Annotated in this window: 13 protein-coding genes and 1 tRNA gene; 9 read left to right on the plus strand and 5 right to left on the minus strand. The window is 48.3% G+C overall.

The window, feature by feature from the left end:
• Window positions 1–530: 530 nt before the first annotated feature.
• Entirely contained in the window at window positions 531–1,781 is a 1,251-nt protein-coding gene (gene ltrA / locus LA360_RS02895) for a group II intron reverse transcriptase/maturase (protein WP_112483302.1), read from the plus strand.
• On the opposite strand, the gene LA360_RS02900 is transcribed toward ltrA, so the two are convergent.
• From LA360_RS02900 to LA360_RS02910, 3 genes are all read right to left on the minus strand, one after another.
• On the minus strand, window positions 1,778–2,563 hold the full coding sequence (locus LA360_RS02900) for a transposase (protein ID WP_112481403.1): 786 nt from the start codon (window positions 2,561–2,563) through the stop codon (window positions 1,778–1,780). The two genes, ltrA and LA360_RS02900, sit on opposite strands and share 4 nt — an antisense overlap.
• The gene (locus LA360_RS02905; protein ID WP_089776580.1) at window positions 2,533–3,027 is read right to left on the minus strand and encodes a helix-turn-helix domain-containing protein; all 495 of its coding nucleotides are present in this window, start codon (window positions 3,025–3,027) and stop codon (window positions 2,533–2,535) included. Before LA360_RS02905 ends, LA360_RS02900 begins: the two co-directional genes overlap by 31 nt.
• Before the next feature lie 263 nt (window positions 3,028–3,290).
• Window positions 3,291–4,040, minus strand: a complete 750-nt coding sequence (locus LA360_RS02910) for a GntR family transcriptional regulator (RefSeq protein ID WP_112483250.1) — start codon at window positions 4,038–4,040, stop codon at window positions 3,291–3,293.
• A 207-nt stretch (window positions 4,041–4,247) separates the two neighbouring features.
• Here LA360_RS02910 and LA360_RS02915 point away from each other — a divergent pair, with 207 nt between their 5' ends.
• From LA360_RS02915 to LA360_RS02945, 7 genes are all read left to right on the plus strand, one after another.
• Window positions 4,248–5,195, plus strand: coding sequence for a carbohydrate kinase family protein (locus LA360_RS02915; RefSeq protein WP_112483252.1), 948 nt, complete (start codon window positions 4,248–4,250; stop codon window positions 5,193–5,195).
• A 15-nt stretch (window positions 5,196–5,210) separates the two neighbouring features.
• Entirely contained in the window at window positions 5,211–6,068 is an 858-nt protein-coding gene (locus LA360_RS02920) for a class II fructose-bisphosphate aldolase (protein WP_002583299.1), read from the plus strand.
• 25 nt (window positions 6,069–6,093) lie between these two features.
• On the plus strand, window positions 6,094–7,242 hold the full coding sequence (locus tag LA360_RS02925; RefSeq protein ID WP_112483254.1) for a galactose ABC transporter substrate-binding protein: 1,149 nt from the start codon (window positions 6,094–6,096) through the stop codon (window positions 7,240–7,242).
• Window positions 7,243–7,260: 18 nt separating this feature from the next.
• Window positions 7,261–8,790 (plus strand): sugar ABC transporter ATP-binding protein, encoded by a 1,530-nt coding sequence (locus LA360_RS02930; protein ID WP_112483256.1) that lies wholly within the window; start codon window positions 7,261–7,263, stop codon window positions 8,788–8,790.
• Window positions 8,787–9,791 (plus strand): ABC transporter permease subunit, encoded by a 1,005-nt coding sequence (locus LA360_RS02935; RefSeq protein ID WP_002583296.1) that lies wholly within the window; start codon window positions 8,787–8,789, stop codon window positions 9,789–9,791. The genes LA360_RS02930 and LA360_RS02935 overlap by 4 nt, the downstream gene beginning before the upstream one ends.
• A gap of 13 nt (window positions 9,792–9,804) precedes the next feature.
• Window positions 9,805–10,686 (plus strand): aldo/keto reductase, encoded by an 882-nt coding sequence (locus LA360_RS02940; protein WP_002583295.1) that lies wholly within the window; start codon window positions 9,805–9,807, stop codon window positions 10,684–10,686.
• A gap of 170 nt (window positions 10,687–10,856) precedes the next feature.
• Window positions 10,857–10,939, plus strand: a tRNA-Leu gene (locus LA360_RS02945).
• Window positions 10,940–11,020: 81 nt separating this feature from the next.
• Here LA360_RS02945 and LA360_RS02950 read toward each other — a convergent pair.
• Window positions 11,021–11,725, minus strand: coding sequence for a hypothetical protein (locus LA360_RS02950; protein ID WP_022201947.1), 705 nt, complete (start codon window positions 11,723–11,725; stop codon window positions 11,021–11,023).
• Between the two features lie 137 nt (window positions 11,726–11,862).
• Complete coding sequence (locus tag LA360_RS02955) at window positions 11,863–12,768, minus strand: Gfo/Idh/MocA family oxidoreductase (protein ID WP_089774535.1); 906 nt, start codon at window positions 12,766–12,768, stop codon at window positions 11,863–11,865.
• A gap of 170 nt (window positions 12,769–12,938) precedes the next feature.
• Between LA360_RS02955 and LA360_RS02960 the strand changes: the two genes are divergently transcribed.
• Window positions 12,939–13,772, plus strand: coding sequence for an AraC family transcriptional regulator (locus tag LA360_RS02960; protein ID WP_022201949.1), 834 nt, complete (start codon window positions 12,939–12,941; stop codon window positions 13,770–13,772).
• The last annotated feature ends 34 nt before the right edge of the window (window positions 13,773–13,806 follow it).

A 13,806-nucleotide genomic window follows, 5' to 3' on the forward strand; every position in this document is an offset into this window, starting at 1 on the left:
GAAAGCGCAGCAGCGGGACCGGATGATATGCATTCCGGTCCCGCTGTTTTGTTTGCCCAGCATGGGCGTTTTCTAATGGGTGAAAGTCCCAAGTGCGCGTAGGCAACAACGAAGCACATAGCCGAACAGCAAGGGTGTCCGCCGTGAGACGGAATCTGAAAGAAGCTGTAAGCAAACCTCTGACCTGACGGACAGGAACCGCATATAAGGCTCGGAAATACGGATAAGGTGGCAAAAGGCACTGAAGTCCAAAAGGTTGCCGGAAGTACGAGTAAATGCGGCAGGTACATGGAGGAAAAGAACACGCACCTTAACTGGGGAGGTCTCACAGGCGGTCTCATTAGCCGTAGTAACAACGAATTGTGAGAAGTCAGCAGAAGCCATAGTAGTGAGGAAGTTCCTGTAATGGGGACGGAGCGAAGGGCTGAACAATCAATCAGTTGAAGTACGTTCCACTTCGTAGCCGGAGCATACGCCTGTCGATGACTTCAAAGGCGGCAAAGGCAAAAGGGGCAGAAAGGAAACAACGCATGGACACAAGCAGTCTCATGGAGCAGATATTAAGCAGGGATAATCTAAATGCGGCGTATCTGCAAGTCGTAAGGAATAAAGGAGCGGCAGGCGTGGACGGGATGACCGTTGAAGAACTTGGCGCATATCTTTCGGAAAACGGCGAAAACATTAAGGAACAGTTGCGGACGAGGAAGTATAAGCCGAAGCCAGTCCGCAGGGTGGAGATACCCAAACCCGATGGTGGTACAAGAAATCTTGGAGTGCCAACAGCAGTAGACCGCTTTGTACAGCAGGCGGTGGCACAGGTGCTTACCCCGATATTTGAGGAGCAGTTTCACGACCACAGCTATGGATTCAGACCCAAGCGGTGTGCACAGCAGGCAGTCCTTAAAGCATTGGAAATGATGAATGACGGACACAACTGGATAGTGGATATCGACCTAGCGAAATTCTTTGACACAGTAGACCATGACAAGCTGATGACGATTTTCGGACGGACAATAAAGGACGGAGATGTCATATCGGTGGTAAGAAAGATTCTGGTCAGCGGCGTAATGATTGATGATGAGTATGAAGATACGGTAGTCGGCACACCGCAGGGTGGAAATATCTCGCCGCTGTTAGCAAATATCATGTTAAATGAGCTGGACAAAGAACTGGAAGCAAGGAGGCTGGATTTCGTCCGGTATGCAGATGACCTTATTATAATGGTCGGGAGCAGACAGGCGGCAGAGCGGGTAATGAAGAGCGTGGCTCGGTTTATAGAGGAAAAGCTTGGACTGAAAGTGAACGCGGAAAAGAGCAGGGTTGATAAACCAAAGGGCATTAAGTATCTGGGGTTTGGATTTTACTATGACTCATTTGCCAAAGGGTACAAAGCCAGACCACACCCGAAAGCGGCAGCAAAGTTCAAGGCGCAGATGAAGAAATATACAAGCAGGAGCTGGGGAGTGGGCAATGGTTATAAAATTGGGAAACTCAACCGGCTTATCCGAGGGTGGATAAATTATTTCAAAATCGGAAGCATGAAAAGGCTGTGCGCAAAAATGGACGGACAGATTCGGTATCGACTGCGCATGTGCATATGGAAACACTGGAAAACGCCAAAGAACAGGGAAAAGAATCTTATCAAACTTGGTCTGCCGCCAAATGCGGCACATGGCATTTCATATGCCAAAGGATATGCCAGAGTGTGCAGAAGCTGGAATCTCCACATTTGTATCAGTAAAGAGAGACTAGTACAGCATTGCTTAAATATCAGTGATTAAATTACTAATGGTATCCCGGCATATGTCCACTTAAATGGGTGTGCTGTAAGATTGTATTGTTCAATAAAGCGCAGGATGCTTGCTTCCAGTTCTTCTATTGATAGGTAGCTTTTCCGCTTCAGCAGCTTCCGGTTAATGATGCCAAACCATATCTCAATCTGGTTCATCCAGGAACTGTGTTTCGGAGTATAGACAAAGCGGATCCGGTGGGAAGGGTCATGCAGGAAATCCGCTCGGCTTTCCATACTTTTAAGGATCCCTGTTTTCCCTTTTTTGCCCAGTTCCACGCCAAGGGCACAGGCTTCTGCCACAAAGCGGACAAGGGCTTCCGATTTATGGGTGTTTAGGCCATCGCATATAAATGTCCATGGGGCTTGCGGGTCTGTCCCTACCAATGCTTTCACGGCTTCCACAAAATCCTCTTCTGTGCGTGTGGAGTTTAAATACGGCATTTCCATACGGCCCGTTGCAACATCAAAGAACCCGATGAGGCTGGTCGTGCCATGGCGGATATACTCAAACTCCATTTTGGCGCACTGGCCGGGTAATGGGAGCTTGTCAGGATATTTATGTTCCAGCGCTTGTACCCCGGTCATTTCATCCGTGGAAACAATGTGTGCACCTTCCCGGCTTTGTTCCTGGGCACTCTGGTACAGGCCGCAGATTTCGTTTACTTTCCGCGCAAAAGATTCCGGGGCTTCCGTCTTTTCCGAAGAATGAAGCCAGTAACGGATTTTGTGGGGATGTAAATCTACCTCATTTTTAAAAAACGGCTGACAGATTTCTCAGAAATCTGTTCAGCGATCCCCTGCTTTTTAATTTCTGCCACTAACAGCGGGAGACTCCACTGGCTTACTTCGTACCCAAAATCATTTGGGCTGCTGCAGGCAAGGTCGATGATCCGCATGATCTGGTCCGGCGTAAAAACAGACGGGGCACCGGGGCGTTTTTTATCGGACAGGACTGCCCGTATCTCATCTTCAAGCTTTTTCGGGTCGTCCATTTCAATCCTCCGCAAGGCTGGGAGCGCCGCGAGGAACCGACTGCGCCAGGTGGCAACATTATTATAATGAAGCCCGACCTGTGGTGCAATATTCTGGTTGAGTTCCCCCTGTGACGCAAGCAGGACAATGCTGGCTCTTTTGACCAGTCCTGACGGAAGGGAGCGGCTTTTTGAAAAAGCAGATAATATGTTTTTCATGGCATCAGATAAAACCGGGATAGTATCAATTGTTTTCCTTCGCATAATAACACATCCATTCTTTAGTGATAGAATTATTATGCACCGACTACAATAAAAAAGCAACGTCTATTCATTATTATTTTGGCAATGCTGTACTAGCTAAGTTTGGTCTTGTATCCATGGAAGACTACTACGCCGAAAAGGCTGTTACATGTTAAGTTGATTGAACCGCCGTATACCGAACGGTACGTACGGTGGTGTGAGAGGTCGGAAGGCGAAATAATCGCCTTCCTCCTACTCGATTATGTGGCGATATGGCAGACGGATTATTTGGGGCTTTCGTTAATTTCAAACTTGTTCATATCCCCACGGTAATGGGCATAGGCATAGTCAATTATGGTTCCGTCGCTGGTGGTGGAAATGTTATTGAAACAAAGCATGGGACTGCCGGGCTTTACCTCCAGCAGCTTAACATCCTCAGGGGTGGCTGTCTCGGCGGAAACAATGGTGCGGGTGTTATCAATGCAGGTTTCCGGACGTGACATAAAGAGATTATACAGTGAAACGTCCTTAAAGTCATGGCTCAGCACAAAGTGACAGAGGTTGTAGGGAAGGTAGTTCTGGATTGTCACCACAGGCGTTGCATCCGCAAAACGCCGTCTAAACAGGGAGATGACCTTGTTATTGGCTCCAAGACACAGAAGTTCCCTGATCCGATCGTCCGGCGTCATGACGGACATGTCTAACAGCTCTGTATGGGGTGTCTTGCCCAGCTCCTGGATTTGCTGGTGGAATGGTTCAAAGGACTTGATGAAGCTGGTCTTTTTATTAGGCTCCGTGACAAAGGTGCCTTTGCTGGTTTTCCTGACCAGGTAACCTTCATTTACCAGCTCTGAGATGGCCTGGCGCACCGTAAAACGACTGATGTTGTAGTGGCTCATGATTTCCATTTCAGTGGGGATGGTATCCCCTGTCTTTAAAGTTCCGTTCTCAATGTCTGTTTTGATGATATTTTTCAACTGGTAATAAAGGGGGATGGGCACATCTTTATTTATTTCTTTGGTAAACATGGTCATAATTTAAAATCCTTTCAGTTTAGATACATATGTATGTACAAACGAAACATCAATTATATTGTAAAGCATGTTGTGGAAAATGCAAGGGAAAATTTGAAAAAATAACATTATATTATAATTTTACCATAAGTACTTGACAAATACAATACATTGTGCAATTATATGTATGTACGGACATATGGATGAAGTAGGGGGGTGGTTTAAAAGGTGGTGCTTAGTTTTGGAATGATGGTGTGCGATACCCTTTTAAGGCCGGTGGACCGGGATGTATTAAGCAGGGACTGCACCATGATAGAGAAACCAGTACAGGCCTGCGGCGGGGACGCGCTTAACACAGCCATCGGACTGTCACGCCTGGGCATTCCTGCCGTAATGGCGGGACGGGTGGGAGATGACCTGAATGGAAGGTTTATTCTGGACCAATGCAGGAAACTGGGAATTGATGTTTCCCATGTGGTAACGGATCCGGTTTATGCTACGGCATCCAGTTTTGCTCTGATTGAGGAAAATGGGGAGAGGCATTTCCTGTCAGATGTATCGATTTTTGACCAGGTGGATGACAGGGACCTGCCGGAGAAAGCCATTGAGAGAGCGGATATGGTCTACATCGGTTCTGCATGCAGCTTTAACCGGATGAACCAGGGAGGCCTTGCCAGGCTCCTGAGACGGGCCAAGGCACATGGCAGGATGACGGTCATGGATGCGGCCTTTAACCAGAGGGCAGTCTGCAATTGCTGGATGAATATGTTTAAGGAGGTCCTGCCCTATACAGATGTTTTTTTCCCAAGCTACGAGGAGGCATCGGCCATAACCGGATGCCGGGAGATCCCGGAAATCAGCAGCGCCCTTAAGCCTATGGGTCTTACATATTTTGGAATCAAGCTTGGTTCAAAGGGATGCTATGTCACGGATTTTTCCGAGGAGAGGTATATAGAATGTCCGAAAGGAATTCGGGCCGTGGATACCACGGGGGCAGGAGATTCCTTTATGGCCGGGCTGATGGCCGGCCTGGTGAGCGGACTGTCATTTTTTGAAAGTGCGGGATTCGGATGTTCAGTTGCTTCCCGCAGTGTCCAACATATGGGGGCGGCCGGCGGCATACTGCCCTATGAAGACGAGTTGTATTTATACAATCACCATAAAAATCAAAAATAAAAGGAGAAAAGGCTTATGAAATTATCGCCGATGAAAGACATTTTGGAGATGGCTGAGGAGAGGAACATTGCCTATGGTGCATATGTGACTGTATCCTATGAAACTGCTTTGGCAGCAATCCAGGCAGGTACGGAGTTGGATATTCCGGTAATCTTTATCACGGGTACGGACTGCTGCGATTTGATGGGCGGTTTTGAGGGGACTGTTGATACCGTTAAAAGAGCCATGAAGGCAGCTGGCTGTAACGTACCTGTTGCCCTTCATCTGGACCACTGCCGTACATATGAGGAATGCGTACAGGCCATACAGGCCGGATACTCCTCTGTCATGATTGACGGCTCATCCCTGCCGTTTGAGGAGAACGTGGCCCTGACCAAAAAGGTAGTTGATTATGCCCACTGTTACGGAATTACGGTGGAAGGAGAGCTGGGCAAGCTGGTGGGAGAGGAAGGAAACTTTAAGGTGGAAGGTGACCCTGAATCTGCCCAGACAGACCCGGAGCAGGCAAGGAAATTTGTGGAGCGCACAGGCATTGACTGCATCGCTGTCAGCATCGGGACGCAGCACGGCGTATATGCGGCGGCTCCCCATCTGAACATTGAAAGGCTTAAAAAGATACACGATGTGGTGGACGTTCCTATTGTACTTCACGGCGGTTCGGGAACACCCAAGGAGCAGGTGCAGGAGGCAATCCGCAACGGCATCAGGAAAATCAATATTGCCACAGATGTATTGATTGCGGTTGCCAATTCCTTTGAGGATATGAAGCAGAAGCCGGACTTCAAGTATAACACGGGCATGTTTGTCAATTCACAGGCCTGCGCCAGAGAGTTCATTAAGGGGAAAATGAGAGAATTTGCACTGATGGATTAATATATCAAAAAGGAGAAGAAGACTTATGAAGAAAAGCATGAACAGAATCGTATGTGGGTTGACAGCAGCAGTGATGATGGGAACATTAACGGCTTGCTCCGGGGGTCAGGGGGAGACTAAGGCGGCTGCGCCTTCAGGCAGTGAAGCAGCCGGGAATACAGAGAGCACAGCCCAGCAGGGAGAGGCCCAGGCAGAGATGAAGGCCACGGTTATCTGGAGGGCCTTTGACGACCAGTTCCAGAGCGGATTCCGCATTATCATGCAGAATGAGGCTGAGAAGCTGGGCAGTATCACCCTGGATATGCAGGACGCTGCAAATGACGTATCCACGGCCACTTCCAAATTAGAGGTGGCCCTGAGCAAAAAGACGGATGTGGTTGCCATATGCGCGCCTGACAGGGAGAGCATTGAGAATATGATGAAGAAATGCGATGCCGACGGTGTGCCGGCTGTATTCTTCAACATGGAGCCCATGGAAGATACCATGAAACGGTACGACAACATCTGGTATGTGGGAGCCCAGGCCAAGCAGTCAGGGGAAATGTGCGCCCAGGCGCTGATTAACTACTGGAATGACAAAAAAGACATTGCGGATAAAAACGGGGACGGCAAACTTCAGCTGGTCATCCTGCAGGGTGAAATCGGACAGCAGGATGTGACGCTGCGCACGGATGCGTATAAAGAGACCCTGGAAAAGAACGGAATCGAGTATGAGATTCTTGCCTGTGATACCGCCAACTGGGACCAGGCTCAGGCGCTGGACAAGATGAATGCATGGATTACCGCTTACGGAATCGACGGGATTGAGGGCGTCCTCTGCAACAATGATTCCATGGCCATGGGCGCTGTACAGGCATGTATCAACAATGGCTACAATTCAGGGGATGCTGAAAAGTTTGTACCAATCGTGGGTATTGATGCTAATATTGATGCCCTGGAGGCAATGAAGGCAGGTTCCCTTCTGGGCACTGTGCTGAATGACAGAAAGAGCCAGTCTGACGCCATCATCAATGTGATTAAGGCAGTACATGCAGGAACGGAAATCACAGAGGACGTGGCAGGCGTGGACTGCACGGTTGATGGAAAGTATGTATGGGTACCGTATGTGATTGTGGATGAAAGCAATTTAAGCGCAACCCTGGAGGATATGCTGGCAGTGGCCCAATCCGAATAAGGAATCTGGAGGAAGCAGATGGAAGAGTACAGACTGAAGATATCAAATATGTCTAAATCCTTCCCCGGAGTAAAAGCTCTTGACAATATTAAGCTTGCGGTGAAGCCTGGAAGTGTACATGCGTTGATTGGCGAGAACGGGGCCGGCAAATCCACTTTGATGAAGTGTCTGTTCGGCCTGTATCATCCAGACAGCGGGACCATTGAAATCGATGGACAGGTCATGGATATCAAAGACCCTAACGATGCGCTGAAAAGCGGCATTTCCATGATTCACCAGGAGCTGAACCCGGTTCCTTACCGGAATGTGGTGGACAATATATGGGCGGGCAGGTTCCAGACAAAAGGCATTGTGGTGGATGAAAACCAGATGATGGAAAAGACCAGGAACCTGCTTCGGGATTTGGATTTTGATATGGACGTGACAACCTTTGCAAAGAATCTCTCCGTTTCACAGATGCAGGCAATTGAGATAGCAAAGGCTGTTTCATATAATGCAAAAATCATCATTATGGACGAGCCCACTTCCTCGCTGACCGTGGCAGAGACACAGCACCTTTTCAAAATCATTGGCAAGCTTAGGAAGGAAGGGCGCTCCATTATCTATATATCCCACAAGCTGGAGGAGATATTTGAGATAGCGGACGAGATAACGGTGATGAGGGACGGCCAGTACATAGGCACATGGGATATAAAGGACATTACCATAGACCAGTTAATCGGGCAGATGGTGGGAAGAAAGATGGATGAGCGTTTTCCAGTGTGCGGGGACGTGAGAACAGACGAGGTGATGCTGCGGGTAGAGAACTTTACCAGCGCAGACCCGCGTTCCTTTAAAAACGTATCCTTCGACCTGCATAGGGGAGAGATACTGGGCATAGGCGGACTGGTGGGGGCACAGAGGACAGAGCTGATAGAAGCCATATTCGGCCTGCGCAGAATCGCAAGCGGGGAACTGACTGTCAATGGAAAAACAGTGGTCAACCATTCGCCTCAGGATGCCATACGAAACGGATTCGCCCTTCTGACGGAAGAGCGCAGGGCAACGGGAATCATTCCCACGCTGTCAGTCTGGGATAACACCCTGGCGGTTGCCTATAAGAAACTGACAGGCAATGTCCTTGGATACATCCATACGAAAAAACTGTCCCCCAGTGTTGACAAGGTGTGCACGGATCTGGATGTCCGCATGGCTGGGACAAAAACGCTTATCAAGAACCTGTCGGGAGGGAATCAGCAGAAGGTGCTGATTGGCAGATGGCTGCTGGCAAACTGCGATGTCATTATGCTGGACGAACCTACCAGGGGCGTGGATGTGGGCGCTAAATATGAGATTTACAGGATCATGCAGGATTTGGTAAAAAAGGGAAAGGCGATCATTATGGTTTCCTCTGAGATGCCGGAGTTGTTGGGAATGTCGGACCGTATCATGATTATGTGCGCCGGAAAGCAGACAGGTATCCTTGGCAAGAAGGAGGCTACCCAGATTGAGGTGATGAGGTATGCCACCCAGTTTGATGATAAAACGAAAGAAGGAGTGTCAGTATGAAAATAAAGGAGTTGACAGCAAAAGACATAAAAAATATCATGATGGATAAAGCTCTTATCATCGTGCTGGTATTCATGATTATAGGAATCATCATAATCGAACCTTCTTTTCTGCAGATAAGAGTATTGACAGACATATTGACCCAGTCTGCCGTTAAAATGATATGTGCGCTGGGTCTGATGTTTGCCCTGCTCTTAGGCGGAACAGACCTTTCCGGCGGCCGTCAGGTGGGCCTGGCAGCCGTCATGGTGGCGTCCCTGTCCCAGATGGCTGACTACTCCAACAAGTTCTGGCCGGGCCTGCCTGAACTTCCCATCATCATTCCGGTTATCATGACGTTGGCCCTGGTTGCCGTGATTGGAGCTGTCAACGGCTTTATGATTGCAAAGCTTAAGATGGCGCCTTTTATCGCCACATTCGGCATGAGCACCATTGTTTACGGCATTAACTGTCTGTACTTTGCAAAGAAGCCCAACAATTCCCAGCCCATCGGAGGCATAAGGGATGCTCTGACCGTGCTCAGCAGCTTTAAGGTATTTGGCCAGATTTCCTTTTTGGTGGTCATCGCCATCATTGCCATTGTGGGGGTATGGTTTCTGCTCAACAAGACCGTGTTCGGGAAGAACATATATATCGTGGGAGGCAACCCGGAAGCAGCCAAGGTATCCGGCATCAATGTCGGCAAGGTGATCATCGCTGTGTTTATCATTGAATCCATGTTTGTGGGGCTGGCCGGTATCCTGGAAGTGGCCAGGACCGGAGGCGCCAACTCGGCCTATGGAAATGCATATGAATTTGATGCCATATCCTCCTGTGTGGTGGGAGGCGTATCTCTGAGCGGAGGAGTGGGAAAGGTATCCGGCGTCATCATCGGTGTGCTGATTTTTACCTTCATCAGCTATGGACTTGCCTATATAGGCGTTAACTCCAACTGGCAGCTGATTGTAAAGGGACTTATCATATGCAGTGCAGTGGCTCTGGATATGAGAAAAAATTCTTAACAGGAGGAACAAGGTGAAAAAAGTTAAATTGTCAGAAGGGCTGTCATTGTCAGCCGTGGTTCAGGGATTCTGGAGGCTGGACGGCTGGAATTGGTCCGCAGAAGAACTGGCCCGATTCATGAATGAATGCATTGAGAGAGGGGTCACCACCTTTGACACAGCGGAAATCTACGGAGACGCGCTCTGTGAAACGCTGATGGGGCAGGCTTTTGAACAGGATCGCTCCATTAGGAACAAAATCCAGCTGGTATCAAAAACCGGCATTTTCAAAGAGGGCGGATTTGGATATTATGATACAAGATATGACAGGGTAAAACAGTCCTGTGAGGAGAGCCTGAAGCGGCTTCACACAGACCATCTGGACCTGTATCTGATTCACAGGGAGGACCCCTGCATTGATTTTGAGTCCACGGCAAAGGCATTGACAGAGCTTAAGCAGGAAGGAAAAATCGGGGAGATGGGCGTCTCCAACTTTGACCCTCATAAATTCAACGGTCTTAACAAAGCTGTAAACGGGCAGCTGGTAACGAACCAGATTGAGTGGAACCCGGTGTGCTTTGAACATTTTAATTCCGGAATGATGGATGACCTGACTGCATCCGGAATCCATCCCATGATATGGTCGCCTCTGGCAGGGGGAAGAATGTTTGACGCCAGCGACAGTCTGTGCGCCGCAGCCATGAAAACCATAAACATAATCGCCGAGAAGCATGACGTGGACCCGTCTGCCATCATATACGCGTGGATTATGTATCATCCGGCAGGGGCGGTCCCTATCTCAGGAAGCAACAGGCTGGACAGGCTGGATACGGCCATTAAGGCCCTGGATATCCGTCTGGAGCACTATGAATGGTACGAAATATATAAGGCCAGCGGCCAGCAGGCAATCAGATAAGGCAACAGGCCGGAGGGACTGTTAAGGGCGGGCAGATACCTGCCTTAACAGTCTTTTGCCAGCCGTCCGGCCACATGGACGTTGAAGTAAATATTGAAGAAAAATGGCAAAGGTTTTCAAAAAACACTTGCCAAAATATGTATCCTGTGATAAAATAATCAGCGTTGTAAGCCGGCGTGTCGGAATGGCAGACGATGCAGACTCAAAATCTGTTGCGGGTAACCGCGTGCGGGTTCAAGTCCCGCTGCCGGCATCAAATTGGAACCGTGAAAACCACGTAAAATCAATGGTTTTCGCGGTTTTTGTTATTTGTTATCATCTATATCCCATCATATTATTTAATGAGAACATTCATGAGACCATCAGTATCAGTATTAGATAAATTACCAGCGATCATAATTAGTTGTATATATGAACCATCCATACGAACATATGCTGTTAATGTTCCGGGCGCATTTAAAATTTCAGCAGATGAATATCCGTAACAGTTCCATGCACCAGATGAAAGTTGTTTATATGTCTTAGTCGCATATGCTCCTCCTTCATTAATCATTGCTGCGTCAAGAACAGAATCGATATATTTTTCACTGTAATTATTTGCGCGTGGATCAACGCCTATATCACTGCAATATACTGCTATTGCTCTTTGTTGGTCATATGAAGCAAACATACAAAAGATAGTATCCTTTTGTTCATAAAACCAAAATCCATTTGGTGTAGAAAGAGTTAGATTGCCTATTTTATAAGTGTCTGATATTGGGGGTTGATTCTGTGTTTGAACTATACCATCAATAACCCATGCTCCATTTTCATCCACCATATATCCATCAGGCGTTTGTGTGTTTTGCAAGCAGTATCCATCAGGAGAGAAATAATAACACTTTCCATCAACCCAGTTCCATCCATTATTTAGGTAGGTTCCATCATCAGTTTGATACCACCATCCATAACTGTCTTGTTGCCATTGACCGGCAAAGGATGTGATGCAGGAAAACAAAGAAATTGTTATAGTTGCGAGAAATAAATGAAGTTTTTTCACGATAATATATCCCCCTTACATATTAATAATATATAGTGTAACACAAATAGCCATAAATAGGAAATGAATCTTAAAAATAGGACAGAAGAGTATTTAAAACCAACTGTCTTTATTCATTAAATGTCTTATAAAATTTTTCAAGAACATATAAGATCTTTCGTCTTTTTACCACCCCGGATTTCATCCATCATTTGAAGTGCCTGCAAGGAGGATGCAAGCTGGAGGCGCCAGTCGCAATTTCCCTTTATAAAGGCCATGGAGCGGTCCAGTTCCCTGGCGCGGCAGGCCTCTTCGGAAAAAGAAACCATCGGCTTTTCCACACCGGAACGGTTGAAATAGGTCACTTCCCTTAAATTCCGTAAATCACGGATTAGCAGGCGTCCCCCTTCTCCCTCTATAAGGCTTGGAATATGGCTTCCTGATATCTTGGAATAGACGATCTCCACCTGGGCGCTGCCTAGAGTTCCCTTGACAGTTCCGGCTGCATCCATTCCATTTTCCGTGAATATCATCTGGATATCCAGCTGTTCCGGTATGCCGAAGAGATGCACAAGGGGATAGATGCAGTCGTAGCCCCGCTGAAACAATGCGCCTCCCTGAGGAATATGGGTGAAGGGACGTACAGGAACCGTACAGACTCCCTTGCAGCAGAAGGCATATTCGCAGGAATAGAGACGGATCCGGTAAATGGGTCCCAGGCATGTCAGCGCTGTCTTTAATGATGCCATACATGGATTGAATGCAAGGTGGATATGATCCAACAGCACTGCGCCGTGTTCCGCGGCTGTCTGCGCCAGCGCATTGAGGCTGCCGGCATCGGCCGCCCCCATGGTTCCGAACAGGATGTGTTTTCCCACTGTCAGAAGCTCGCGGACCTGCCTAAAATCCAGACTGCTGTAATCCGGAAGATATATGACATCTGCTTCCTCTGCCGGTCCTTCCGTCAGGTACAGGTCCTTCCGCCCGGCTGCTGCTTCCGAAAAGGAGCGGCTTTTTTTATTGGCAGCCATCACAGCCATGGATAACATGGTCATTTCAGCCATGGTCATTCCTCCATTTCCTTGTCGAATTCCTTGTTTACCTTTGGTTGGCTTTATGGTATAACAAAAACAGATGGAATAATACGGATTTTATGGGATATTTTCTAAAAAATACAGTTTTTTTGCCATGACGGTCCGGTCATAAAGGAGAAGTTGAAGGAGAAGAACCGCGTATGAGCAACACCATGATTTTAAAGGATAAAAGCGTTCAGGTCAGCCGTATCAGAAGGTCCTCAAGCTTTGTGATGAAGCGTCCTCATTATCATTCTTACTATGAGATTTATTATCTGTTATCAGGAAAATGTAAAATGTTCATCAACCAGGACATCTACTATCTGGAACCGGGGGATATAACCATCATTCCGCCTCTTGAGGTCCACAAGGCCCTGTATGAGCCAAGCTGGCAGGCTGAGCGGTTCGGCATCTATTTTTCCAGGGACACGGTCAGCTCATTCTTAAGCCTTTGCGGAAGGGAGGCCTTTGGCCATATCTTCTCACAGCCCAAACGCACCATTCCTCCGGAATTCCGCCCTAGGATAGAGGAACTGCTGGCCCAGATGCAGGATGAGGAAAAGCAGGGTGACAGCTACTGCCAGATACAGCTTCGCAGTCTCCTGCACCAGATTCTTGTGGTATTGGGACGCTGCCAGGAGACCCGCGGGGAGGGGCACGCGCTGGAGGAGACGGAGGAGGCCATGGTCAGTGCGGCCCGGTACATGAACCAGCATTATCAGGAAGGGCTGACGCTGGGGGAGGTGGCTGCATTTGCCAATATGAGCCCTACCTATTTTTCAAAGAAATTCAAGGGCTCCACCGGCCTCTGCTTTAAGGAGTATCTGAACTACATCCGCGTCCAGAAGGCATCGGATATGCTGCGCAATACGGATCTGTCCGTGACCGGTGTGGCCATGGCCTGCGGGTTCTCGGACGGCAATTATTTCGGGGATGTGTTCCGGCGGCTGACAGGCGTTTCTCCAAGGGAATACAGGAAGGGCAGACTGTCCTGAACCAGGGCCGCGTCAGGCTCATGTCAGGGAGGGA

This window comes from Enterocloster clostridioformis (assembly GCF_020297485.1).
GTDB classification, from domain to species: Bacteria; Bacillota; Clostridia; order Lachnospirales; family Lachnospiraceae; genus Enterocloster; species Enterocloster clostridioformis.